The organism is Flagellimonas hadalis (assembly GCF_007785775.2).
Taxonomy (GTDB): Bacteria; Bacteroidota; Bacteroidia; order Flavobacteriales; family Flavobacteriaceae; genus Flagellimonas; species Flagellimonas hadalis.
The window spans coordinates 89,525-114,810 of the sequence record NZ_VNIK02000009.1; the positions used below are offsets into that span (position 1 = coordinate 89,525).

Here is a 25,286-nt window from a genome sequence, read left to right on the forward strand (position 1 = left end):
ATCAATAAGGCGTACCACATTGGGAGAACATACTCGGATAATCAAACTTGATGCCACGGATTCCACAAATGTGTATTTGAAGGAACTGTCGCAATCAGCACAGTTGGCCGATTATACGGTCGTTGTCGCAAAAAAGCAGCTCAAGGGAAGGGGACAAATGGGTTCTGTTTGGCAGTCAGAAGAGGGTAAAAATCTGACATTCAGTATTTTGAAAAAGTATAGCTCAATGTCCGTTGAACAGCAATTTTTGCTGAACATCGGGGTGTCATTGGCAGTTTGTGATACGTTGGAGGGGCTTTCCGTGCCCAATATGATGGTGAAATGGCCCAACGACATTATGTCAGGTTCCTTCAAAATTGGCGGTATATTGATTGAAAATGTCCTAAAAGGACAATGGGTCCAAAATTCGATTATAGGAATCGGGTTGAACGTGAACCAGGGCCATTTTGAAAATCTTGAAAAAGCGGCTTCGATGAAATCCATCACGGGACATTTTTATGACCTTGATGAACTGCTGCACAGCATCTTGGACAAACTCCATCTGCATTTGGATGAAATCGAGGGAAAAACCATGGCCCAACTTTTGCCAAGCTACGAAAAATGCCTGTTCAGAAAGGACAAACCGTCCACTTTTACCAATGCCAAAGGTGAACGATTCATGGGATTCATTCGAAGGGTGTCGGATTCAGGCAAGCTCGTTTTGGAGCTTGAGGACCACATTTTTAGGGAATATGACCTGAAGGAGGTAACCTTGCTCTATTGAACTGTTGTTCGGTATTGAGTTATTTGGTTATTGCGGCTTGGTGCTTCCTTTTGTTGGATTTGATACTTGAACTTGAACAAGATACAGTATAATGACACCGCACACTTGCCTTCAGCTTCAGCTATATTTTGTCCAAGTTTTTGGAAAGTGTCTCCATGAAATTGGTGATGGGAGATTTGATCATCATGGCCATCATGGCATTGAACTGACCTTCGAAACTAAGGCCCACTTCGCTTTCATTTTCTCCCAAGGCCGTAATGTCAGCCGTCAGGGTAAAGGGCAGTTTGTCACTGGCCGCGCCCAGGACCACTTTATCGTAGGGGTGTTGTTCCTTCAGTCTGAGCACGATTTCGGGCATGCCCTTTAGGGCAAATTTGAAGGTCTTTTCATCCAGCACCTCAAACTTGTCGATGTTGTCTGGCATCAAGGTTTCAAAATTTTTGATGTCCGTGAGGAAGTCAAATACGTCCTTATCGTTCTTGGATACTTTCTTTTTGGAGGTTTCTATGTGCATGGTGTTCGTTTATTTCCATTCCTGTGGATTGGATCTCCACTCCAGCAGGGTCTTCAGTTGTGATTCTTTGATATAATGGGTCTCGGATGCCTGTTCCACCAAGTGCTCGTAGTCAGAGAGGGTGTGCAGTTCCACGCCTTCCTGCTCAAAATTGGTGGTCGCCACGGGAAAACCGTAGGTAAAGATGGCCAGCATGCCCTTTACTTTGGCATTTTGGTCCTTTAGGGCCTTAACGGCGTTGAGGCTGCTTTTTCCCGTACTGATGAGGTCTTCGATGACCACAACGGATTGGCCGGATTCAAATTGGCCTTCAATCTGGTTCTGCCGTCCATGGGATTTGGGTTCGGGCCTCACATAGATGAAGGGAAGTCCCAACGCTTCTGCCACCAAAATGCCTATTCCTATGGCTCCTGTGGCCACACCGGCGATGACATCGGGCTTTCCGTAGAGGTTTTCCACTTGTTTGGCCATTTCCTCTCTCACAAAGTTCCGGATTTCCGGATAGGAGAGCATGATCCTGTTGTCGCAATAAATTGGGGATTTCCACCCAGATGCCCATGTAAAGGGATTTTCGGGTTTCAACTTTATTGCATTAATTTGTAAAAGCAGCTCTGCTGTCTTTTTAGCAATTCCCTTATCTAAAACCATTGCGCAAATGTATGAAGTTTTTGTTAATGAGTCCCCACTGATCTTAACAAACGAGCGCCCGGAAAAATCCAACGGCAACCTGTTTTCGTTGGACGGTGATTCCATAATGGAGGCCATTGAGCTGTTGTCCAAGAAGAAATTGAAAAAGGCCTATCTGTACCATCCGGACGGGAACAAAATACTCAAACTTTTTATGCACAAGATCCCCGTGGTGGTCGCTGGGGGTGGTTTTGTGGTGAACCCAAAGGGAAAGGTGCTGTTCATCCATCGAAATGGAAAATGGGACCTGCCCAAAGGAAAGGTGGACAAAGGCGAATCCATTGAAAATGCTGCTGTCCGCGAAGTGGAGGAGGAGACCGGGGTGACTGGTTTGGTCATCGAGAAGTTTCTGCGAACCACCTACCATGTATTCAAGCGCAATGGGGAATACCAGTTGAAGCAGACCCATTGGTTTCTGATGTCCACGGATTATGATGGGAAATTGGTCGCCGAGAAGGCCGAAGGCATCAAAAAAGTGAAATGGAAAGGCCCCGAAAAAGCGGCGAAGGCCCTAAAAAATTCATACAAAAATATTAGGCTATTGTTTGACGACCCATTTATTTCCTAGCCAAAATCCCAGAAGCCTCACTGCCCTTTGCCACCCTGTAAACGGGGTAGGAGAGATAGGCTTCTTCCAGATGCACGGAACGTTGGAAAATCCAATCCAGTTGTGCGTACCAGTTGTTCGCAAAATTGAGGTCCAGTTTCTTTTTGGCCTCAAAATTTTGACGAAGTATGGAATCTTTCTGTAGCATATCCAAGGCAACATCTTCAAAGACATAGGGCGAAAAACCTTCTTTTTGCTGAAGGAAAGTGTCAAAGAAGTTCCAGTTGAAAAAGGAGTCCACGGCATGCGGTTCCAAGGTTTCCAAAAGGTATCTTATGCCCGGTTGGCGGGTGGGAACCACATAATCCCCAGGTTTGAAAGTGATCTTTTTGGTGTTTTTCTCCACCTTGGTACCATAATGGAGATAATGTCCTTCATAGGGTGCGTTTCGGGTCTTGTAGTCCAAGATGGTATAGGTTTCCACGTTCAGGGTAGTGTCCTTGTCCAATTTGAAATATTGGATTTTGTTGGCATCCAATCTTTCTATGACTTTCTGTTGACTCTGCCTAATGATATAGGCATCGGGAACGGAAATAGTGTCGGCGGGGTAATATTGGTCCTGATAGACAACCTCTTTGGTAAAGGGTTTTGTCCTGTCATATTTTAAACGTGGAAGTCCGGTAACTTCGCTTGTGAGCCGCTCCGCTTCAAACCCTTTAAACTGGAGCGTGGAACTTTGTGTGGTGTCCACTTGCCAGTTCAGGTAATATTCGGATAGGTCCAAATTGGTCTCCAAGGTCACCTTGCGTAGGTTCTTTATGTTTTCATGCTCTTTTTCCACCACAGCGATCAAGCTTTCCATGATCTCGTATGTGCCATCGACCCTTTGTTTGTAGGGCTTTAGCATGTGGGTTTCCACCATCAGCCCCAAAGTGCTCCAAAGCGTGGTGTAGCCTGTGGAATATCTGGGATGGTCTATAAATTGACTGAAACCCATTTCTGGGGGCATGTTGAAAACATTCACATAGGGAGTGATGTCCCAATCTTTTTCGGCCAACGACTTTTCGATGTCGGGCATAAAGGAACTGTACAGGTATTCGCCAAGATCTCCGCCCAACTTGTTGTGTTGGGTGAACAAATGGGTCAGCGTGTATTGGTAGTCAGCTCCATTGCTCACATGGTTGTCTATGAAGACATCGGGCTTTACCAAATGGAAAATGTCCGCAAAGGTCTTGGCGTTCTTGGAATCCATTTTGATGAAGTCCCTGTTCAGGTCATAGTTCAGGGCATTACCGCGGAAACCATATTCCAATGGACCATTTTGGTTGGCCCTGGTGGTCGAGTTCCTGTTGAGGGCACCTCCAATGTTATAGATGGGTATGGTGACCAATACTGTTTTTTCGGGTGCAGGCACATTCTTGGTGGCGAGGTCCCTGTAGAGCATCATGGTGGCATCTATCCCATCGCTTTCGCCAGGATGTATGCCATTGTTGATGAGGATGATCGATTTTTCCTTTCGGATGTTCTCAAAGTTGAAGTCCCCATCCGGATTGAAGGTCACCATATGAAGGGGCTGCCCACTATCCGTCTTTCCAATCGTGTGTATGTTGATCTGTGGAAAGTCTCGGGCCAACTTTATATAAAAATCGATGGTCTCAGCATAGGTAGCGGTCTCTTTCTCCCCGGATGCTTCGTAAACGGTCTGGTAAGAGGTTTCCTTGTTCTGTGTTTCGGTTTCACAGGATATGAAAAGGAACAGGACTGCAAAAGAGAGGATATGTTTCAAGGTGCCACGTATTTGTTATCAGTAGGGCCAAAACGGAATTTACGTTTTGGCAATCCCAAAAATAACGAATTATCTGTTCACGAGGCCATGTTGATGCTGTCCAAATCGCTGGTCTCAATTTTGAAGATGGGTTTGTTCTTGAAATTGAGCGTGTGTGGGCACTTGTCCTTGAACTCGTTCCACTTTTGATAGTCCAAGGGATCAATGGAAGACGTGATCATATTGATAATGATGTGTTCCTTGATGTCCAGGAGGATGAGCTCTTCCAAAAAGTCCCAACCGTCCATGACGGGCATGTTGATATCCAAAAAGATCACTTCGGGAATGCACTGGTCGTTCTCGGTCCGTTCCTTCAGGGCGTCAAAGGCTTCTTTTCCATTCTGGAAAATTTGCACATCATCGCATATCGCCACAGGTTTCAGTACTTTTTTGATGCCAAATACGGTTATGGGGTCATCGTCCACAATAAAAATGCTACTTACTTTCTTCATTGAAATATACATTGAAAGTAGCACCTTTGTCCACTTCACTGTTAACTGTTATACTTCCGCCCATGGCCTCTATCTGGTTTTTGATGATATATAGGCCTATGCCTTTGGCGTCCTTCCTGTTATGGAACGTTTTGTACATACCAAATATTTTATCACCGTATCTTTCAAGGTCTATTCCCATACCATTGTCCGATACACTGAAAATTAATGTTTTTTCCCTCTTTTTTGCATCCATGGTGATGATGGGGTTCCTTTCGGGACTGCTGTATTTTACGGCATTGGTCACCAAGTTCAGGATGATACTGTCCAAATAGGCGGGAACACTCCAGACCACCATGTCCAATGGGATGTTGTTGATGATCTTCACCTTGTTCTTTTCCAGAAAAGCGGAAAGGTTTTGACGCACGTTGGCAATGCTTTCGTTCAGGTTGAGCGGTTGTTTGCTCAAGGTCACATTGGTATTGATGTCCACCACCTGGTTGAGGTTCTCCAAAGTCTCCAGCAGACTGTCGGATGCCTGGTTGAGCATGGTCATGATATGGGCCTTTTCCGCTTCGTCCTTTTCTTCCGATAAAAATTTCAGCAACATGGAAAAGTTTGCCGAGTGGGAGCGTAGGTTATGCGATACGATATGGGCAAAATTGATGAGTTTTTTGTTCTGGACAGAGGTGATGTTGATCAAATTCCTCAACTGGTCCTCCTTTTTCTTCATGGCGGTGATGTCCATCCCTATACCGATCAGGCCGCTTATTTTTCCTTCCAGGTCAAATAGAGGGATTTTGGATGTCAGGAAATAGGTGATATGTCCATCCTTCTTAATGCTGATGGTTTCCTTGCCAAGCATGGGTTTCAACGTCCTTATCACCTCAAGGTCCTCCTCCCTTGATATTTTTGCCACTTCCTTGTCGTAAAGGTCAAAATCTGTTTTTCCTATGAGGTCCTTGGCGCTTTTTCCCAAATAGTCGCATTCGGCCTTGTTTACCAATATCTTTTTGGAATCCAGGTCCTTTACGAACACGTTCAGAGGGAGGTTGTCTATCAAGGCGGTGAGCAACTGTTGGTGCTGCTTGATCTTGGTTTCGTTCGCGACCTGTTCGTTGATGTCCTGAATGGTCCCGAACAATTTTACGATCTTCCCATTTTCACTAATGGGTCTTCCTGCAACGCTCACCCATTTTTCTTCACCGGTCTGGGTCAGTATGATCAATTTTTTATTGAAAGGCGCTCCTTCATGGATTGCGCTGTGGATCAACATCGATATTTTGTTGCGACTATATCCTTGTTTGTAAAAGGCGATGGCATCGGTCACATTGGGGTCGTAGGATAGGGCTACATTATGGATTTTTTTGGTTTCATCGCACCAAAAAAGTTCTTCAGTGGCGATGGTGTATTCCCAGCAACCCACTTGGGCCACCTCGGATTTGGTCTTTAAGATATGGTTAGCCTTCTCCAGTTCCCGTTCCTTATCTACCTCTCGAGAGATATCATCGGTTTGGATAATGGTGCCTATGATATTTTCCTTTTCATCGTACCAGGGAGCAAAGGTACTTTCAAGCCAGCGCTTGTCCATCTCTTTCCCAATACTATGTCTTAAGGAAAATGCCCTGCTCTCCATTAGTTTTTCCCTTAGGGCATCACTTTCTCCATAGAGGGAAAAAATATTGACGCCGGTACTGTCCTTTGGGGCTATCCCAAAAATATTCAGCCATGAATCTGAGGCGTCCGAAACTATACCGTCCATAGCAACAAGTGCTGTCGCTTTGGGCAATTGTTTCAGTAAGTAGTGTTGTGCAATTCTCTCGACTGCTTTCAAAACTCGGGGGTGTTAGGGAAACTTTATACTCTTAAGAAATTTCTGACCAATATAGGCGTAATGTATCAGCATGCTCATTTATTGTTGTGAAAGGCCCTAAAAATGTTGTTTTCTTGACAAATGTCAATATTGTAGTGTTATTTCAAAGACAATATCAAAAATGACAGAAAAATATGTAGTGAAAGAATCAGAAATTGACCACAACGGTGTCGGGAACCAGTCCCGTATAGTCACCACCGTTGCGAATAACGTCCCTGACGATGGAAGAGCTAATGTAGGATTTGCCTGATGAGGTCAACAAGAACACGGTCTCTATTTCGGAAAGTTTTCGGTTGGTGTGGGCTATGGCCTTTTCAAATTCAAAGTCGGCAGGGTTGCGAAGCCCCCTCAGAATAAAGGTCGCTCCTATTTTTTTACAGAAATCCACGGTCATTCCCTCATAGGTCATCACCTTGATTTTGGGTTCGTCCTTGAAGGCCTCCTCAATGAATTTCGTGCGTTCCTCCAAGGAGAACATGTATTTTTTGTCCGCATTGATCCCGATGGCGATCACCAACTCATCAAAGAGCGTAACCCCCCTTTTTATGATGTCATAATGTCCTAGGGTAAGAGGATCGAAGGAACCGGGGAACACTGCACGTCTCATGGTTGAAAGGTTTTATCCAAAAATACGGTTTTCTATCGTAAGGCCTCTTCAATGGCACTATCGAACAAGGTTTTCAAGGAAATTCCAGCTACGCCGGCTTGTTGGGGCAATAGGCTTTCCTCTGTAAGTCCGGGTGTGGTATTGACCTCCAAAAGATGGGGCACATCCCCGATAAATATAAATTCACTTCGGGTAAAGCCTTTCAGTCCGAGTGTTCTATAGATAAATTCTGCCAATTTCCTCACATTGGCCTCCTGTGCAGTCGATATGCGAGCAGGCGTGATTTCCTGTGATTTGCCCATGTATTTGGCCTCAAAATCAAAAAAATCGTTTTCGGAAACTATTTCGGTAATGGGTAGCACTGTCACTTCTCCATTGTGGGTGATCACGCCCACAGATACTTCAGTGCCGTCCAAAAAAGATTCAATGATCACTTGGCTGTCCTCTTTGAAAGCCATCTCTATGGCACCGGCCAGTTCTTCCTTTTGATATACTTTGGAAATCCCGTAGCTGCTGCCGGACCGATTGGCCTTAACAAAACAAGGGAGTCCCACTTTTTCCACAATGGCCGCCTCATCCACCGCCTGCCCCTTGTTCAGGTAATAGGAAGTGGCGCAGGGCACACCATAGGGTTTTAGGGTACTCAACAAGTCCCTTTTGTTGAAGGTAAGGGCCGATTCGTAATGGTTGCAAGAAGTGTGGGGAATGCCCAATAGTTCAAAATAGGCCTGCAATAGCCCATCCTCACCAGGCGTCCCATGGATGGCATTGAAAACACAATCGAAATGGATCTTGGCGCCATTGGGCTGGATGCTGAAATCTGCCTTGTCCACTGGGAATTCTTGGTTGGATGCATCAAGATAGATCCATTTTTCCCTGCTGATAATGATTCGATAGGTATTGTATTTTTGGGTATCCAAAAATTTGTGCACCACGTTGCCGCTCTTGATGGAAATGTTGTATTCACTGGAGTGGCCGCCCATGATAATGGCAATGTTCTTTTTCATCTGCTTTTCAAAATATCGCTTTGCCAAAGTAAAGAAAAAAGGGAAGGCTTTCCTATATTTGTTCCGATAAGGTTTTCCGCATGAAAAATTTTTTGGAGTTCTTAAAAAGTAAAACGTTCCTCATACAATTGGGACTGGCCGTTGTGGCCGCGATGGTGATTGTTTTTGCCACCTTGCAATGGCTCAAGGGCACGACCAACCATGGTGAGTTCGTGGAAGTCCCGGATTTTTCAAAAATGTCGGTGGCAGAAATGCGAAAAGCGGTCGAGGAAGCGGGTTTGCGCTATCAGGTGCTGGACTCGTCCGAATACAACCCCGATTATCCAAGATTTTCCATTTTGGCCCAGAACCCTCCAGCGGGCAACAAGGTAAAGGACAATCGTAAGATCTATTTCACCGTGAACCCATCTGGGTACAAAAAAGTAAGTGTTCCCGATATCATCCAAGTTACCCAACGCAATGCAACGGCCATGCTCAGGGCTGTGGGCCTGGAAGTGGAACGGGTGACCTACATAGACGAATTGGGCAAGGACATGGTCTACAACATGAAGTTCAGGGGGAAATATGTAAAGCCAGGGGACAAGCTGCCCAAGACCTCAAAGGTTGAATTGATCTGTGGCAATGGAACGATACCCGGAAGTGCCCGTGTACAGGCAGATTCCCAATAATCATGGACATCGAGGACAACCAAGAACTCTCCCAGGACGAACTTTTTGAGCATTATAGGTTCGTGGCCTCCAAAGGGCAGGAACCTTTGCGTGTGGACAAATTCCTGATGAACTTTATTGAGAATGCCACCCGTAACAAGATCCAACAGGCGGCCAAGCAAGGCCATATTTGGGTGAATGGGACCACGGTGAAGCAAAATTACAAAGTAAAGGCTGGAGACGAGGTCAAGGTGATGTTTGAGCATCCTCCCTATGAATTTCTGTTGACCCCAGAGAACATTCCATTGGACATCGTCTATGAGGACGATTCCCTTTTGGTGGTGAACAAGCCAGCGGGAATGGTGGTCCATCCTGGACATGGCAATTACTCCGGGACCCTCATCAATGCATTGGTGTATCATTTTGAAAACTTGCCCAACAACAGCTCGGAAAGACCGGGATTGGTGCACCGAATAGATAAGGATACCTCAGGATTGTTGGTCATCGCCAAAACGGAAAGGGCCATGACCCATTTGGCCCAACAATTTTTTGACAAGAGCAGCGAACGGGAATACGTGGCACTGGTCTGGGGCAATGTGGAAGAAGATGAAGGCACTGTTGAAGGGCACATTGGGCGAAATCCAAAGAACCGTTTGCAGATGACGGTCTATCCCAATGGGGAAGATGGCAAGGAAGCCGTGACCCATTACAAGGTGCTGGAGCGGTTTGGCTATGTTACCCTGATCTCGTGCCGACTGGAAACGGGCAGGACCCACCAGATTCGGGTACACATGAAATACATTGGGCACACGCTTTTCAATGATGAGCGCTACGGTGGCGAAAAGATATTGAAAGGGACCACGTTCACCAAGTACAAACAGTTTGTGGAAAACGCCTTTAAGATATTGCCCAGACAGGCATTGCACGCCAAGACCTTGGGCTTTGAGCATCCCGTGACAGGAGAGTTCATGCGGTTCGATACCGAGTTGCCCGAAGATATGGTGAACTGTATCGAAAAATGGCGTGGATATGCCAAGCATCACGAATCATAGTTTCTTTCAATCTTTAGATTGAAAACACCTTTTGCGTATCTTTCCATGAAACCAAATCCTTCGTTATTTTTACCAAATATTGAGGTAAATGGAATGAGCCATGACCATTCTTGATACCATCAAGATAGCTCAGGCAAGTTTTTAAAACAGTAAAATTAGAACACATGAAAATTGTTGTATCCCCGGCCAAGTCGCTCGATTTTGAAACGACATTGCCCACATCGAAATATAGCCAGCCACAGTTTTTGGAAGAAGCCCAAAAGTTGAACGGGGTCCTGAAAAAGAAAAAGCCAAAGGCACTCTCCAAGTTGATGTCCATTTCCGACAATCTGGCACAATTGAACTGGGAGCGGAACCAAGAGTTTGAGCCTCCTTTTACCCCGGAAAATGCAAGGCCGGCCGTGTATGCCTTCAATGGAGATGTGTACCAAGGCCTTGATGCCTACACCATCCCAGAAAAAAAAATGGATCAATTGCAGGACACGCTCCGGATCTTGTCCGGGCTCTATGGAGTTTTGAAGCCTTTGGACCTGATCCAGCCCTATCGGTTGGAAATGGGCACCCAATTGAAAGTGGGCCGCAAAAAGAACCTGCACGAGTTTTGGAAAAAGCAGCTCACCGACCACTTGAACGCCGAGTTGGAAGATGGGGAACTGTTCGTCAACCTGGCCAGCAACGAATATTTTGGGGCCGTTGATGAAAAGAAACTGAAGGTGCCCGTGATCACACCCATTTTCAAGGATTGGAAAGATGACAAGCTCAAAGTGATCAGCTTTTTTGCCAAAAAAGCAAGGGGATCCATGGTGCGCTATATCCTCGATACCGATGCCAAGACCTTGGAGGACATCAAAGGTTTTGACCGTGATGGCTATACGTTCAGCCAAGAACATACCCAAAAAGCCAACGAGCCGGTTTTTGTGCGCTGATTTTTTGGGAAAAACGACCAGATTTCCTATGTTTTGGAAAAATGGGTCGTACTGTTACGTTTATGGGACACCTGCCCTAAATTGTGATACATTCAAATTTGACCCAAAGGTTGCGCTATAATCACGATCTTTGGGACATCGTTCAACATAGCAAACACTAACACCGAAAAATCCATGCAGCAGTCCAGACGGTTAGAAGAGTTCAAAAAGTCGGTCACCAACAAGTTCAATATATACAATAGCCTTTTCTTGAGCTTGCCGTATAAGAATATTGAAAATGTGGGGATCCTCATTCCCGTTTTGCTCGATCAGTGCGAAAGGGGACTAAGGGATGGCAAGGACCCCAAAGAGATTTTGGAGGTTTTTTTCACCAACTTCGCCAATATCAAGGACGAAAGGGAACGCTTGGATTTCATGTTCCGCATCATCCAATACGTGGAACGCCAAGTGGTACTTTATGACAGTGTGGAGGATTCCGCCTTTCCCCATCTCCAAAAATATAGTAACTCGCTCACCATCAAGGATTACTTTGAATTGGTGAACCGGACCAAGAATTGGGACAAGGTTTCCAAAAAACTGTCCACCTTCAGTGCGCGGATCGTTTTGACGGCGCACCCCACCCAATTTTATACCCCCGCTGTTTTGGACATCATCGCCGAGTTGCGTTCGCTCATAGACGAGGACAGGATATATGACATTGACGTGACCCTTCAGCAGTTGGGCCTCACCTCATTGATCAATGCGAAAAAGCCAACCCCTTTGGATGAGGCCAAGAATATCATCTACATCCTCCGAAATACCTATTACAATGCCGTTGGTGAGTTGTACCAATATGTGAAGAGCAATATCAAGGACGAGGATTTTGAGAATTACAATATCATCAAACTGGGTTTTTGGCCCGGTGGTGACCGTGATGGAAATCCTTTTGTGACGGCGGACATTACCCGCAAAGTGGCCGATGAACTAAGGCTCACCTTGATGAAGTGTTATTACAACGAGTTGAAGGAACTTCGTAAAAAACTCACCTTCAAAGGGATGCAGGAAGACCTTGCCGAACTGAGCGACAAACTCTACAAGGCAATGTTCGACCCCACGGTTCCCATAACTTATGCGGAGATCATTGGCCATCTGGATGTCATCAGGGAAAAACTGATTGCGGATTACCACGGATTGTACCTCGATATTTTGGATAGTTTCACGGACAAGGTGCACATCTTCAAGACCCATTTTGCCACGTTGGATATCCGTCAGGACCATAGCAAACATACATTGGTGGTGGAAACCGTGCTGAAGAAGCAGGGAATCATCAAAGAAAGTTTGGATGAACTAAAGGAACAGGAATTGGTGAAGTTGTTGCTCAAGAAAAACTTCAAACTAAATCCAAAGGATTTTGATGACGAAATCGTGAAGGATACCATTGCCAATATCCAACAGCTACGGGAAATCCAGAACACAAACGGGGAAGATGGGTGCAATCGGTACATCATCAGTAATTCCGAGGATATTTTTGCCGTATTGTTCGTCTTCGGACTGTTTAGATGGTGTGGCTGGGACGAGAAGGACATTACCTTTGACATTGTCCCCTTATTTGAAACGATGAAGGGGATGGATGCTTCCGAAGCGGTCATGCAGACCCTTTTCGACATTCCGCAGTATCGAAAACACTTGGAGAAACGAAACGAAATGCATACCATCATGCTCGGATTTTCAGATGGTACCAAGGATGGGGGCTACTTGAAGGCCAACTGGTCCATATTGAAGACCAAGGAAACACTGAGCAAGGTCTGCAAGAAGAACGGGATCAAGGCCATTTTCTTTGACGGAAGGGGAGGACCACCGGCAAGGGGAGGGGGCAAGACCCACAGGTTCTATGCCGCCCAGACCAAGGATGTGGCCAACCATGAGATCCAATTGACCATCCAAGGGCAGACCATAACCAGTACCTATGGCACCAAGGAACAGTTCAAGCACAACTCCGAACAGTTGCTCACCGCTGGGCTCAGCAACAATATCTTCGGGAAGGAACTTGTCATAACGTCCGCGCAGCGCAAACTGATCGAGGAACTTTCAGATCTGAGTTTTGACAAGTACGATGCCTTGAAACAGCATGATAAGTTCATTCCGTACTTGGAACACCGCAGTACCTTGAAATATTACACCAAGGCGAACATTGGCAGTAGACCGGGCAAGAGGGGCAACAAGGCAAAGCTCACCCTGTCGGACCTTAGGGCCATCTCCTTTGTGGGATCCTGGAGCCAGTTGAAACAGAACGTGCCGGGATATTTCGGTCTAGGGACGGCCATTCATCAACTCAAGGAAGAAGGAAGGCTTAACGAGGTCAAGAAACTGTACAAGGAAGTTCCCTTTTTCAGGGCATTGATGCACAACAGTATGATGTCCTTGGCCAAGACCAACTTTAACCTGACCAGTTATATGAAGGATGACCCCGAGTTTGGGGAGTTCTGGAATATATTGCATGATGAATTCCAACTTTCCAAGAAAATGCTCCTCCAGATTTCAGGACTCAAGATCTTGATGGAAGATGAGGAAGTATCCAGGGAATCCGTAAAGATCAGGGAAAAAATAGTGTTGCCGCTGTTGGTGATCCAGCAGAATGCGCTGTACCACATCACCCAGGATTCGAAATTCAAGGAACTGTATGAAAAGATTGTGACACGTTCTCTGTACGGGAACATCAACGCCAGTAGGAACTCGGCATAGACAGGGAACAAATCTTGGAGTCCAAACCATTCAAACATATACACCCCTACGAGCCCTTTCTGTTGGAGGAAGCCACCAAATTGATTGTGGGCACCTTGCCACCACCTCGCTTCACTATGGGTGATCTTAAAAAGGAAGATGTTGATTTCTGCTATGGAAGTTGCAATGGCATGCTCTGGCCTATTCTGGACCGTATCTTTGATCTGGGATTGAAGTATGAGACCACGTTTGAGGCCATCTCGCAACGGGAAACATTCCTCCGAAAGCATAAGATCGGGGTTTGCGATATTGTTGCCAGTGCCGAACGGACCAAAATCGATGCCTCCGATCTGGGGATGCAAAATGTGGAGCTTCGGGATTTGGTCGGATATCTAAAAAAGTATGGGAACATCCATACGATTCTCTTTATGGGGGGCAACAGCAAGAACGGCCCGGAATATTTCTTTCGGAAACAGCTGAAGGAACATAACTTGAAATTGGATGTGGTGAATGATGAAGTGCCGCGGATCCATCAATTCGAGTTACCAACTGATTCAAATCCAATGTCAGTTCGAGCGCAGTCGAGAACCATAAAAACCATATCCCTGACCGCTCCTTCTGGCACTGCCAACCGCGCAGTGGGAAGTTTACAGGCCTATAAAGACCTCAAAACCAAAGACCCTAAATTCAATACATTGGATTTCAGGGTGATGCAGTATAGGGACTTTTTTATGGATTCACTTTAGTGGACAAAATCCCATAAAACATTTTAATTCCATACGCCAACTGGCCAATCTTCACATTTTCGTTTGGACTGTGTTGGTTGTTGTCTGGGTTCACCATTGGAACGATGAAGGCAGGAATCTTCAGTTCATTGATGAACGGGGCAATCGGCACCGTCCCGCCCATGGTGCGTATCTGTACCACGTTGGAACCAAAGGTGTTTTTCAAGTTTTCGGTCAAGAATTGACCATAGGGATTGTCCAGTTCCGTGCGGAACGCATCGGTGACGCTCCCTTCTTTGACGGTGACTATTTTGTCATACTGCATGCGTTCTTCTTTGGAGGGTTCGTGGTCCAATACGGTGAAACCCTGCTGGGCAATGTGGTCCTTCACCAATTTTTTCAAGCGGTTTCCATCGGTTTCCACTACCAAACGAAGGTCCAGTTCGGCGGTGGCGCTTTCGGGAACAATGGTCCTGGCCTTTTCCCCGATCCAGCCCGAACCCAATCCACGAATGTTCAAAGAAGGATATTGCAATGCTTCTTGGTAAAAACCGCCCACTTTTTCAGCTGACTTGAACTGTAATTTTTCAGCAATCTCTTCATCACTATCGGGAACGCTTTGCAAAATGCTTTTAGTGGTTTCATCAATGGTGATGCCATCATAATAACCGGGAATGGTCACTTTGCCATCGGCGTCCTTCATACTGGCCAGCAATTGGGCCAATTGGAACCCCGGGTTTGGGGCATAATTCCCATAATGTCCACTATGTTGTGGTTTGATGGGACCATAGGTGGTCAGGGAAAGTGTGGTGATGCCCCTACAACCATAAACGATGGTCGGTGCGCCAGTGGCATGCACGGGACCGTCCACGATCATCAAAAAGTCGGCTTCCAGAAGTTCACGGTATTGTTTTATCGCTTTGGGCAAGGGTTTGCTGCTCTTCTCCTCCTCGCTGTCCAAAATCACTTTCACATTGAACGGTATTTCCTTTCCGTCTTTTTTTAACAAATCTATGGTGTTCAAAAATACAACGATGGGTGACTTGTCATCTGAAGTGGAGCGGCCGAACAAACGCCAATCGTAATTGATGTCGTCGCCCAATTCATCAAAGGAAACAATTTTGAAGCTGTCATCTTCGGGTACTTTCAGCACCATTTTATAAGGGTCGGGCTGGTCCCATTTGCTGGGATCTACCGATTGTCCGTCTAGGTGCATGTAGATCAAGACGGTGGGTTTTTCATTGTCCACAGGGGTGGCCGCAAAGAACAGGGGCAGATTTTCAGTCTCCAGAACCGCCGTGTTGAAATTGCGCTCCCCGAACTTGCGTTTCAGCCACATGATGTTCCTGTCAATATCATCCGGCTTCAGCGCATCGTTCGGAATGGCGATGAACTCTTTTAGCTCTTGTATGGTATTGGCCACTTGCGATTTTATAGCTACATCATCTTGGGCAAAAAGGGAAATCGATAAGAATAGGAATACTAGGGAAGCCGTATTTTTCATGGAAACGATCAGGGTTGATTTTCAGACCTGAAATTTAACGAATTTGGCCCACAAAAGCATCGATTCCATCCACCCCATTTTGTGTTAAATGTTTGATGAAGGCCGAACCAATGATGGCTCCCTTGGCTTTTGACGTTGCCTGTTGAAAGGTCTGTGCGTTGCTGATCCCAAACCCAACTATCTGCGGATTTTTCAAATCCATCGATGCAATACGTTCAAAATAAGCGGATTGCTCCGGTCCGAAACCTTCTTTGGCCCCAGTGGTGCTGGCAGAACTCACCATGTAGATGAAACCTTCGGAAGCCTCATCAATGGCATTGATGCGCGCATCACTGGTCTGGGGGGTGATGAGGAACACGTTGATCAAGCCGTGCTTTTTGAAGATGGTTTCATATTCAGCCAGGTACACATCAAGGGGGAGATCGGGAAGAATGAGTCCGTCAATGCCAATTTCCTCACACTTTTTACAGAATGCTTCCACGCCATATTGCAAAACAGGATTGAAATACCCCATCAAAATCAAGGGAATGGAAACCGTTTTACGGATATCTTTCAATTGTTCAAACAGTAAGGTGGTGGTCATCCCATTCTTTAAGGCAGCCGTGGAACTTGCTTGGATGGTGGGACCATCGGCCAAGGGGTCACTAAAGGGCAAACCGATTTCGATGAGGTCCACGCCACTTTTTTCCAGATCTTGGATGATCTTTACCGTATCGTTCAAGGAAGGATAGCCAGCCGTAAAATATATGGAGAGGATTTTCTTGTCCTCCTGTAGTTTTTGTTTGATTCTGTTCATATAGATAGATGTGAGATGTGAGATGTGAGATGTGAGATGTGAGAAATGAGACTCTAGCGTCTAATATCTAATGTCTCACATCTATAATTTAAAATAATCAATATAATTCTGTAAATCCTTGTCTCCACGACCGGAAAGGTTGACCACCACCACATCATTTTCCTTAAACTTTCGGTCCTTAAAAATGGCCAAGGCATGAGAGGATTCGATGGCAGGAATGATGCCTTCAAATTTGCACAGGTCCAGTCCGGCTTTCATGGCCTCGTCATCGGTGATGGAAATAAATTCGCCCCTACCCGAGGTGTATAAATGCGCATGTAAGGGTCCCACACCGGGATAATCCAATCCTGCGGAAATGGAGTAGGGTTCGGTAATCTGTCCGTCTGGGGTCTGCATCAACAAGGTTTTACTCCCGTGGATGATGCCCACTTTTCCCAATGCCGAAGTTGCGGCACTTTCCCCGGAATGGATGCCTTTTCCTGCGGCCTCCACAGCGATGATGCCCACTTCGGGAGTGTCCAGGAAATGATAAAAAGCTCCAGCCGCATTACTGCCGCCACCTACACAGGCGACTACAAAATCCGGGTTTTCACGACCTTCTTTTTCCAACAATTGGGATTTTACCTCTTCAGAAATGACCGATTGAAATCGGGCCACCATATCAGGGTAAGGGTGCGGCCCAACCACCGAACCGATAATGTAATGCGTGTCCACGGGATTGTTGATCCAATCACGGATGGCCTCGTTGGTGGCATCCTTAAGCGTTTTACTGCCCGATGTGGCAGGATGTACCTCAGCACCCAACATTTTCATGCGGGCCACGTTGGGTGCTTGACGGGCAATATCAATCTCGCCCATATACACCACACACTCAATTCCCATCAGGGCACAAACGGTCGCTGTGGCCACGCCGTGCTGACCAGCACCGGTCTCTGCAATAATGCGGTGTTTGCCCAATCGTTTGGCCATCAAAATCTGCCCAATGGTGTTGTTGACCTTGTGTGCACCGGTATGGCATAGGTCTTCCCGTTTGAGGTAGATCTTGGTGTTGTACTTTTTGGATAGGCGTTCCGCAAAATATAAAGGTGTGGGTCGGCCTACATAATCCTTCAGCAATTGATGGAATTCTTCCTGAAAGGAAGGTTCCGCCATAATCTTTAGGTAATTCTGCCGTAGCTCCTCACAATTGGGATACAACATTTCGGGGATGAAAGCTCCTCCAAATTCGCCGTAATAGCCTCGTTCATCAGCGTGATAGCTCATTTCAATATACAATTATCAGTTATCAATGTACAGTTGTCAATTTTAAGTGACTGTTTATTCTGTTAGAAATTCGGAAAGCGATTTAGTGAACGCTTTTAACGATGGTATGTCTTTCAATCCAGGTTCAATCTCGAATTTGCTGTTCACATCTATGGCGAAGCAATATCGTGAAGCGGGACTGTTCAAAAATTCCTTTAGTTTCTCCACGGAACCCAATCCAATTCCCCCGCTTAAAAAAAAGGGCTTGGTGGATGGATAGTGTTCCAAAACGGACCAATCAAAAGTGTACCCATTTCCGCCGGGCAATTTTCCTTTGGTGTCGAAAAGGAAATAATCGCATACCTCTTCATACTCCTTCAAAATGGAAAAATCAAAATCGTCCTTGATGGAAAAGACTTTGATGATTTCCAAATTTGTCAGGCCGATCGGAGTCGAAACCTCAAGCTTGGTATCAATTTTCTTATTTCTCGACTGCGCTCGAAATGACAGAAAATCGGTTTTTAATTCTTCACAATATTCAGGACTTTCCTTACCATGCAGCTGCACGGCGTCCAGTCCGTAGTGATCCACTTTTTCCAGAACTTCTTCCAAAGGGGCATCCACAAATACGCCCACTTTTTTAATGGATTGCGGCAATTGCGGCATTGCTTCCCCAAAATACCGTGAGGAAGGTTCCCAGAAAATAAAACCCAGATAATCGGGGTGCACTTGTGCCACCTCGATAGGGTTATGGTTCATGCCGCAAACTTTTAGTTTCATATTTCGATTTTTGTCATTTCGAACTGTCAGGTTGAGCGCAGTCGAAATCAAAGTGAGAAATCCAAACGGAGATTTCTCAATCGCTACGCTCATTTCGAAGTGACATCATTTTTTTAATCCATCAATAAATATTTTGGCACTGGCGCCAGGATCATCCGTTTTCATAAAATTCTCACCGATCAGAAAACCTTGGTACCCGAATTCCTTTAATTCCTGAATGGCCCCAATGGTACTGATGCCGCTTTCGGACACTTTCACAAAATCATCCGGAATCTGTTCCGACAGGGTCTTGCTAGTATCCAAACTTACCTCGAAGGTTTTCAGGTTTCTGTTGTTCACCCCCAACATATCCAGACTGGGCATGATGGATTTTTGGAGTTCCTCTTCGTTGTGGACTTCCAACAACACCTCCAACCCCAAGCTTTTGGCCGATTCGGAAAGCGTCTTGATTTCCTCGCGGGACAAAATGGCCGCGATCAACAAAATGACATCGGCCCCATAGGCCTTGGCCTCCATAATCTGGTATTCATCTATGATGAATTCTTTTCGCAACAGCGGAATGTCCACGGATGCCCTCGCCAAAACCAAGTCGTCCAAGGAACCACCGAAATATTTTCCGTCCGTTAAAACGGACATGCCACAAACGCCTGCATCCGCATAACCCTTGGCCACATCCTGCACGTTCAGGTTTTGGTTGATGACCGATTTGGACGGAGATCGTCTTTTGTGTTCGGCAATGATCCCCGTATTGCTTTTTCGTAATGCTGCCGCCAAAGAAGCCGTGGTGCGTTTCATGAGCACCGAAGTTTCCAATTGGGAAATGGGAATCAACGATTTTTTCAAATCGACTTCTTTGCGTTTGTCGGCTACTATTTTATCTAGGATGTTCATTGGGCACTCAATTTTTGCAACCTCCTCAACGCCTCCAAACCTTTTCCACTCAACAGCGATTCCTTCGCCTTTTCAAAACCTTCTTTCGGGGTAATGCCCTTCACGGTGGCGATGGCGATGCCTGCATTGGCGCAGACCACATTGTTTTGGGCCTCGGTACCTTTTCCATGCAATACATCCAAGAATATTTGGGCCGATTCTGCGATGTCTTCACCACCTGTTATTTCAGCCTGTGAAATCTTGGAAACGCCAAAATCCGAAGGGGTCAACATGGACTCTGAGTTGTTGGAAATGGTCTTGGTGTCACCTGTCAACGAAATTTCATCATAGCCGTCCAAGGCGTGCAACACTGTGAATTTTTTATCGGTGTTCTGATAGAGGTAGCCATACATTCGGGCCAATTCCAAATTGAACACACCCACCATCTGATTTTTGGGAAAAGCAGGATTTACCATCGGCCCCAACATATTGAAAAAGGTCTTTACCGCCAGCTCCCTTCGGATGGGCCCCACATTTTTCATAGCGGGGTGGAAGAGGGGCGCGTGCAAGACACAAATACCTGCTTCGTCTATTGACTTTTTCAGAAAATCAGGGTCATTACTGAACTTGATGCCCAAAAATTCCATCACATTGCTACTACCACATTTGGAGGAAACCCCATAGTTACCGTGTTTGGTCACTGGAATTCCTGCTCCGGCCGTTACAAAGGAGGCCAAAGTGGAAATGTTGAAGGTATCCTTGCCATCCCCCCCTGTTCCACACAGGTCGATGGGGTCATAATCCGAAAGATCGACCGCTAGGCAAAGGTCCAAAAGGGCATCCCGGAAACCTTCGAGTTCTTCAATGGTGACACTACGCATCATATACACGGTAAGGAATGCGGCTATTTGCGAGGGATTGTAATCGCCTTTGGCAATGTTCACCAACACCTGTTTGGCTTCTTCCTTGGGCAGTATTTCGTGATTGATCAGTTTGTTTAAAGTCTCTTTCATGTCTATTTTTTTATCCGAAGTCGGAAGTCCGAAATCGGGGGAATTAAAGTACTTGATTTTCGATCATATTCATTTTAGGGCTGCTTTTTCCTTTTGACCAATGCAATGTCTTTTTAAACCTAAATATGGATTCCATCCAAATATTCTTGGGAATATTTCACTTCGGACTCCTGACTTCATGCTTCTGACTTTTCGAGCCAATTTTTAAGCATTTGTTTTCCTTCCGGGGTCAAGACAGATTCGGGGTGAAACTGTACGGCGGTAACATCATATTCCTTGTGCCGAAGTGACATGATCTGTCCGTTTTCATCTACGGAAGTAATTTCCAGTACTTCGGGCACATTGGGGTCCACTACCCAGGAGTGATATCTTCCCACCTGAAGATTTTTGGGCAATCCCTTGAAAATGGGATCGCCCTTGGTCACGGTGATGGTGGTTGCCACTCCATGGTACACCTTGTCGAGGTTCACCAAAGTTCCGCCAAAAACCTCGCCAATGGCCTGTAATCCCAGGCAGACGCCAAAAATGCGTTTGGTGGGAGCATATTTTTTGATGATGTCCTTCAACAGCCCGGCTTCATCAGGAATGCCCGGCCCAGGGGACAAAACGATGTAATCAAACGGCTCCACTTCGTCCAAAGTGAGCTGATCGTTCCGTTTTACGGTGACCTCACCATCCAAGTCCTCGAGATAGTGCACCAAATTGTAGGTGAAGCTATCGTAATTGTCAATCATTAAAATGTTTCTTCCCATGGTCAGATCGTTTCGGCAATTTCAAGGGCCTTGTTCAGAGCGCCCAGTTTGTTATAGGTTTCCTGTAGTTCGTCCTCGGCCTTGGATGCGGCCACCAACCCGGCCCCTGCTTGGTAGTGCAGTTCGTGGTTTTTACTCAAAAAAGTCCGGATCATGATGGCGTGGTTAAAATTGCCCTCAAAATCCATGAACCCGATGGCACCACCGTAATAGGAGCGGCTGGTTTTTTCATATTTTTCAATGAGTTGCATGGCCATGTGCTTGGGAGCACCACTCAAGGTTCCCGCAGGGAAAGTATCGGCCACGACCTTCATGGTACTGATGTCCTTCTTTTTTTGTCCGGTCACTTTGGACACCAAATGGATCACGTGGGAGAAGTATTGCACCTCTCTGTACGTTTCCACGTTCACGGTGTTGCCATTTCGGCTGAGGTCGTTCCGGGCCAGGTCCACCAACATCACGTGCTCACTGTTTTCCTTGTCGTCCTGGGCCAATTTTTTGGCAAGTTCCGCATCCTTTTCATCATTCCCGGTACGTTTATAGGTGCCGGCAATGGGATGGATTTCCGCCTTGCCCTCCTTCACGATCAATTGTGCCTCGGGCGAGCTGCCGAATATTTTAAAATTACCGTAATCAAAATAGAATAGGTAAGGGGATGGATTGATGGAGCGCAGTGCACGGTACACATTGAATTCATCCCCCTTGAACTTTTGGGTGAACCTTCGGGAAAGCACCAATTGGAACACATCGCCTCGCTGACAATGCTTTTTGGCGAGTTCCACATGCTCCATATATTCTTCGTCCTTCAGATTGGATTTTGGCTCCCCTTCCTTATTGAAATTATAGGAAGAAAAGGTACGGACATTGAAAAGTTGCTCTATCTCATCCACATTGCTTTCCGAACCATAACAGTGTGCGAACAGATAGGCCTCGTTCTTAAAATGGTTGATGGCAATAATGTTCTGGTACACTGCATAATAGATGTCCGGAATGCTGACGGAATCCTCTTTTTTTGAAATCTCCACATCCTCAAAATACCGGACCGCATCGTAGGCCATGTAACCAAAAAGGCCATTGTTGATGAATTTAAAACCGTTTTGGGTCACCGAGAATTGATTGGCAAAGTTGTGGATGACCTCGGTCACATCAGTAGAAGAGTCAATGGCAGTTTCCACTTTTTTACCATCAGGAAATTGCTGCGTGATGGTCTCGTTCTCCACTTTGATGTAGGCAATGGGATTGCAGCAGATGTACGAGAAGCTGTTGTCGTTGGCATGGTAATCGCTACTTTCCAGCAAAATGCTGCTCGGGAACTTGTCCCTGATCTTGAGATAGACACTCACCGGGGTGATGGTATCGGCCAAGATTTTTTTGTAATGTGTCTTGAGGGTATAACTCATTGTATAAACGCTATAAATTAAAAAAGGCCTGTCGTGATGACAAGCCTCTTGTATGGTTATAATGGGGACTTAGCTCACGACTTTCGAAGTAAGTTGTTCCACCACCAGTTATTTGCTATGTTGTTTTTCATTGCCTCAAATATAGGGATGAATTTTTAACGGGCAAACATTGTTTTGTTTAAAATCAAAAATCCCGTCCAAGAATTTCCTGGACGGGATTTTCACACACTAAACCGGAGCTGATTACATCTGTAGATCAACTACCAAATCAAATTCGTCATAGATCAATTTGTCCTTGGCGGTACCAATAATCCCAGAGCCGTATTTTACATCATAGTTGGTTCGGTCCACTTTCAAAGAGGCAGTGGCCTTGTCTCCATATACGGATACATCGAAGGTCACAGGCTTGGTAATGCCTTTGATGGTAAGGTCACCAGTGACCGCATACGAGTTTTTACCGTTTGACTTCACTTTGGTGAACACCAATTTTGCAGTTGGGTGGGCTTCAATTCCGAAGAAATCATCAGAGCCCAAGTGACCGTCCAATTTGTTTTTGTAGTCACCTTCCAGGTCGGTAGTGTTGATGCTGGTCATGTCCACTACAAATTCACCACCTACCAATTTTTCACCGTCAAATTCCAAGGCACCTGATTTCAGGGAAATGGTTCCGGTATGCGAACCGCCCACTTTGTAGCCCTTCCAGGTTACGTTACTTTCAGAAGTCTTTACTTCTTTGGTTTCTTTTTCAATAGGATTTGCAACGGCAGATGCGCCAAAAACGGTGATCAGGGCCAAACTTAAGATTGTCTTTTTCATGATTGTTTTAAAATTTCTGTTTTTAATAGTTATGGATTTATATAAGGGTAAACAATTCTTCTTTCGATTTTCTCACTTTGGGAAGATGTTGGGTGGCATCTTCCTCGGAACGGTATCCAATGGCCAGTACCACTGCGGCATTGAGGTTCTTTTCGTCCAGTCCCAAGATCTCATTGTACTTTTCGGGCTCAAATCCTTCCATGGGGCAGGTGTCGATTTTCAGTTCGGCAGCGGCCTGCATCAAGTTGCCAAAGGCAATGTAGGCCTGCTTGGCTGTCCATTGGTTTTTTAGTTCCTCGGGCAGGTCCATTAATTTGGACTTCATAAAATCGGAATACCCTTTTAGGCCTTCGGAGGGAATGTTCCTTGTTTCGCTCACATTGGCCAAATAATCATCCACCAGTTCCTCGCCAAAATCTTTGGTATTGGCAAACACGATCAAATGTGATGCGTCGGTGATCTGGGACTGCCCCCAAGAAGCAGGTTTCAGTTGTTCCCTTACTTCCTGGTCGGAGATCACAAACACATGGTAGGGCTGCAATCCGTAGGAAGAAGCACTCAAGCGGGTCGCTTCCAAAAGGGTTTCCAAGTCTTGTTCCGACACTTTTTTGGTGGCATCGAATTTTTTGGTGGCATAGCGCCAGGTTCTATGTTCAATTACGCTGTTCATTATATGTATTTAAAATTTATCCAATAGGTGATTTAATTGTTCCAATTCCTCCGTGCTGAAATTTTTCACAAGATCGTTTTCCGCTTCAGCAACGGCTTTGTCCATTTTTGAAAGAGACTCCAGACCCGATGCGGTGATCACAATCTCCACTTTTCGTCGGTTCGATGGGCAGACCGAACGGTCCACAAAACCTTTGGCCAAAAGTTTGTCCACCAAGCGGGTCGTGTTGCTCATTTTGGCCACCATCCGTTCGTTCAAGGTGCACAAGTTGGCCGGCTTGCCCTGTTGGCCCCTCAAGATCCGGAGCACATTGAACTGCTGCATCGAAATTTCAAAAGGTTTCAATGCATTGGCAAATGCTTCGTTGTTCTTGTTCTGGACCAATGCCATGTGGATGATGGTCCTGGTTTCCAAAGGCAACTTTTGGTTTGTCTTTATAATCTCTTCTACATTCATGTACAAACAATATTTGTATATACAAATGTATGTCGATATTTTGATTTCAACCTAACAATTAACAGATAAAATTTTGTTAAAAGGAATTAAAGGGATGGCTCATTGGTTAACTTTATGGTTGTAAATGGCAGTAAATGAATAGGTTATTGATTTTTTTGTTGATGGTTGCCCTTATGGTGGGATGTGGGGATGGTAAAAAACCAAAAGATGTGGCTGACAACCAAGAAGTTGCCGTGGAATCCCAAAATGAAGAAAAGGTCGCCTTTCCCACCTATGATTTTGAGGGACTGGAACCACTGCTCCATAAAGAAGATGATCAGACCTATATCATCAATTTTTGGGCCACGTGGTGCAAGCCCTGTTTGGAGGAACTTCCCCATTTTGAACGTATCAGGGAGGAGCAAAAGAACAATAATGTGAAGGTGATCTTGGTAAGTCTGGATATGCCCCATATGTGGAAATCGCGATTGGAACCCTATGTGAAAAATAAAAGGATACAATCGGAAGTGGTCATCTTGGACGATCCCAAACAAAATGAATGGATCCCCAAAGTGGACGAAGAGTGGGGTGGTGGCATTCCCGCTACCTTAATATATAATAAGGAGAAACGACAATTTTTTGAAAAGGGCTTTACCTACGAGGAACTCAACGAAGCATTGAGCAAATTCATCAAATAAAGACGT

At 45.6% G+C, this 25,286-nt stretch carries 26 protein-coding genes; 8 read left to right on the top strand and 18 right to left on the bottom strand.

Features of this window, described 5'->3' with window-relative positions:
- Positions 1-19 precede the first annotated feature (19 nt).
- Complete coding sequence (locus FOT42_RS13360; RefSeq protein ID WP_151891050.1) at positions 20-763, top strand: biotin--[acetyl-CoA-carboxylase] ligase; 744 nt, start codon at positions 20-22, stop codon at positions 761-763.
- 121 nt (positions 764-884) lie between these two features.
- Here FOT42_RS13360 and FOT42_RS13365 read toward each other — a convergent pair whose 3' ends face one another.
- Both FOT42_RS13365 and pyrE read right to left on the bottom strand, forming a co-directional pair.
- The gene (locus FOT42_RS13365) at positions 885-1,277 is read right to left on the bottom strand and encodes an SRPBCC family protein (protein ID WP_151891051.1); all 393 of its coding nucleotides are present in this window, start codon (positions 1,275-1,277) and stop codon (positions 885-887) included.
- A 9-nt stretch (positions 1,278-1,286) separates the two neighbouring features.
- The gene (gene pyrE / locus FOT42_RS13370) at positions 1,287-1,925 is read right to left on the bottom strand and encodes an orotate phosphoribosyltransferase (RefSeq protein ID WP_151891052.1); all 639 of its coding nucleotides are present in this window, start codon (positions 1,923-1,925) and stop codon (positions 1,287-1,289) included.
- A gap of 7 nt (positions 1,926-1,932) precedes the next feature.
- Between pyrE and FOT42_RS13375 the strand changes: the two genes are divergently transcribed.
- Entirely contained in the window at positions 1,933-2,532 is a 600-nt protein-coding gene (locus FOT42_RS13375) for an NUDIX hydrolase (RefSeq protein WP_151891053.1), read from the top strand.
- Here FOT42_RS13375 and FOT42_RS13380 read toward each other — a convergent pair.
- From FOT42_RS13380 to FOT42_RS13400, 5 genes are all read right to left on the bottom strand, one after another.
- A complete protein-coding gene (locus FOT42_RS13380) occupies positions 2,522-4,297 on the bottom strand; it encodes a M14 family metallopeptidase (protein ID WP_151891054.1) in 1,776 nt (591 codons plus the stop codon). The genes FOT42_RS13375 and FOT42_RS13380 overlap by 11 nt on opposite strands.
- Positions 4,298-4,374: 77 nt before the next feature.
- Positions 4,375-4,788 (bottom strand): response regulator, encoded by a 414-nt coding sequence (locus tag FOT42_RS13385; RefSeq protein WP_226789896.1) that lies wholly within the window; start codon positions 4,786-4,788, stop codon positions 4,375-4,377.
- Positions 4,772-6,601: a PAS domain-containing sensor histidine kinase gene (locus FOT42_RS13390; RefSeq protein ID WP_226789897.1), complete on the bottom strand. Its 1,830-nt coding sequence runs from the start codon at positions 6,599-6,601 to the stop codon at positions 4,772-4,774. The genes FOT42_RS13385 and FOT42_RS13390 overlap by 17 nt, the downstream gene beginning before the upstream one ends.
- Before the next feature lie 187 nt (positions 6,602-6,788).
- Positions 6,789-7,247: a pantetheine-phosphate adenylyltransferase gene (coaD, locus tag FOT42_RS13395; RefSeq protein WP_151891056.1), complete on the bottom strand. Its 459-nt coding sequence runs from the start codon at positions 7,245-7,247 to the stop codon at positions 6,789-6,791.
- Positions 7,248-7,279: 32 nt separating this feature from the next.
- Positions 7,280-8,254 (bottom strand): D-alanine--D-alanine ligase, encoded by a 975-nt coding sequence (locus FOT42_RS13400; RefSeq protein ID WP_151891057.1) that lies wholly within the window; start codon positions 8,252-8,254, stop codon positions 7,280-7,282.
- Between the two features lie 80 nt (positions 8,255-8,334).
- Here FOT42_RS13400 and FOT42_RS13405 point away from each other — a divergent pair, with 80 nt between their 5' ends.
- The 5 genes from FOT42_RS13405 (at position 8,335) to FOT42_RS13425 (ending at position 14,325) form a co-directional block, all read left to right on the top strand.
- Positions 8,335-8,922, top strand: coding sequence for a PASTA domain-containing protein (locus FOT42_RS13405; RefSeq protein WP_151891058.1), 588 nt, complete (start codon positions 8,335-8,337; stop codon positions 8,920-8,922).
- Positions 8,923-8,924: 2 nt separating this feature from the next.
- Positions 8,925-9,953, top strand: coding sequence for an RluA family pseudouridine synthase (locus FOT42_RS13410; protein ID WP_151891059.1), 1,029 nt, complete (start codon positions 8,925-8,927; stop codon positions 9,951-9,953).
- Positions 9,954-10,117: 164 nt separating this feature from the next.
- Positions 10,118-10,879 carry a peroxide stress protein YaaA gene (gene yaaA, locus FOT42_RS13415; RefSeq protein WP_151891060.1) on the top strand — a complete coding sequence of 254 codons (762 nt, stop codon included), beginning with the start codon at positions 10,118-10,120 and terminating at the stop codon, positions 10,877-10,879.
- A 174-nt stretch (positions 10,880-11,053) separates the two neighbouring features.
- On the top strand, positions 11,054-13,600 hold the full coding sequence (locus tag FOT42_RS13420; protein WP_151891061.1) for a phosphoenolpyruvate carboxylase: 2,547 nt from the start codon (positions 11,054-11,056) through the stop codon (positions 13,598-13,600).
- A gap of 14 nt (positions 13,601-13,614) precedes the next feature.
- The gene (locus tag FOT42_RS13425) at positions 13,615-14,325 is read left to right on the top strand and encodes a uracil-DNA glycosylase family protein (RefSeq protein WP_151891062.1); all 711 of its coding nucleotides are present in this window, start codon (positions 13,615-13,617) and stop codon (positions 14,323-14,325) included.
- Here the strand turns inward: FOT42_RS13425 and FOT42_RS13430 are convergent.
- From FOT42_RS13430 to FOT42_RS13480, 11 genes are all read right to left on the bottom strand, one after another.
- Entirely contained in the window at positions 14,309-15,808 is a 1,500-nt protein-coding gene (locus FOT42_RS13430; RefSeq protein WP_151891063.1) for a M20/M25/M40 family metallo-hydrolase, read from the bottom strand. The genes FOT42_RS13425 and FOT42_RS13430 overlap by 17 nt on opposite strands.
- Before the next feature lie 34 nt (positions 15,809-15,842).
- A complete protein-coding gene (gene trpA, locus FOT42_RS13435) occupies positions 15,843-16,604 on the bottom strand; it encodes a tryptophan synthase subunit alpha (protein WP_151891064.1) in 762 nt (253 codons plus the stop codon).
- Positions 16,605-16,685: 81 nt separating this feature from the next.
- Positions 16,686-17,867, bottom strand: a complete 1,182-nt coding sequence (gene trpB / locus FOT42_RS13440; protein WP_151891065.1) for a tryptophan synthase subunit beta — start codon at positions 17,865-17,867, stop codon at positions 16,686-16,688.
- 54 nt (positions 17,868-17,921) lie between these two features.
- Positions 17,922-18,626 (bottom strand): phosphoribosylanthranilate isomerase, encoded by a 705-nt coding sequence (locus FOT42_RS13445; RefSeq protein ID WP_151891066.1) that lies wholly within the window; start codon positions 18,624-18,626, stop codon positions 17,922-17,924.
- Between the two features lie 105 nt (positions 18,627-18,731).
- Positions 18,732-19,517 (bottom strand): indole-3-glycerol phosphate synthase TrpC, encoded by a 786-nt coding sequence (gene trpC / locus FOT42_RS13450; protein ID WP_151891067.1) that lies wholly within the window; start codon positions 19,515-19,517, stop codon positions 18,732-18,734.
- Positions 19,514-20,509, bottom strand: coding sequence for an anthranilate phosphoribosyltransferase (gene trpD / locus FOT42_RS13455; protein WP_151891068.1), 996 nt, complete (start codon positions 20,507-20,509; stop codon positions 19,514-19,516). The genes trpC and trpD overlap by 4 nt, the downstream gene beginning before the upstream one ends.
- Positions 20,510-20,685: 176 nt before the next feature.
- A complete protein-coding gene (locus FOT42_RS13460; RefSeq protein ID WP_151891069.1) occupies positions 20,686-21,261 on the bottom strand; it encodes an anthranilate synthase component II in 576 nt (191 codons plus the stop codon).
- Between the two features lie 2 nt (positions 21,262-21,263).
- The gene (locus tag FOT42_RS13465; RefSeq protein ID WP_151891070.1) at positions 21,264-22,661 is read right to left on the bottom strand and encodes an anthranilate synthase component I family protein; all 1,398 of its coding nucleotides are present in this window, start codon (positions 22,659-22,661) and stop codon (positions 21,264-21,266) included.
- A gap of 243 nt (positions 22,662-22,904) precedes the next feature.
- On the bottom strand, positions 22,905-23,477 hold the full coding sequence (locus FOT42_RS13470) for a YceI family protein (protein ID WP_151891071.1): 573 nt from the start codon (positions 23,475-23,477) through the stop codon (positions 22,905-22,907).
- A gap of 37 nt (positions 23,478-23,514) precedes the next feature.
- Positions 23,515-24,147, bottom strand: a complete 633-nt coding sequence (locus FOT42_RS13475; protein WP_151891072.1) for an NAD(P)H-dependent oxidoreductase — start codon at positions 24,145-24,147, stop codon at positions 23,515-23,517.
- 9 nt (positions 24,148-24,156) lie between these two features.
- Positions 24,157-24,603: a MarR family winged helix-turn-helix transcriptional regulator gene (locus FOT42_RS13480; protein ID WP_151891073.1), complete on the bottom strand. Its 447-nt coding sequence runs from the start codon at positions 24,601-24,603 to the stop codon at positions 24,157-24,159.
- A gap of 134 nt (positions 24,604-24,737) precedes the next feature.
- On the opposite strand from FOT42_RS13480, the gene FOT42_RS13485 reads away from it, so the two are divergent.
- The gene (locus FOT42_RS13485) at positions 24,738-25,280 is read left to right on the top strand and encodes a TlpA disulfide reductase family protein (RefSeq protein WP_151891074.1); all 543 of its coding nucleotides are present in this window, start codon (positions 24,738-24,740) and stop codon (positions 25,278-25,280) included.
- Positions 25,281-25,286 lie beyond the last annotated feature (6 nt).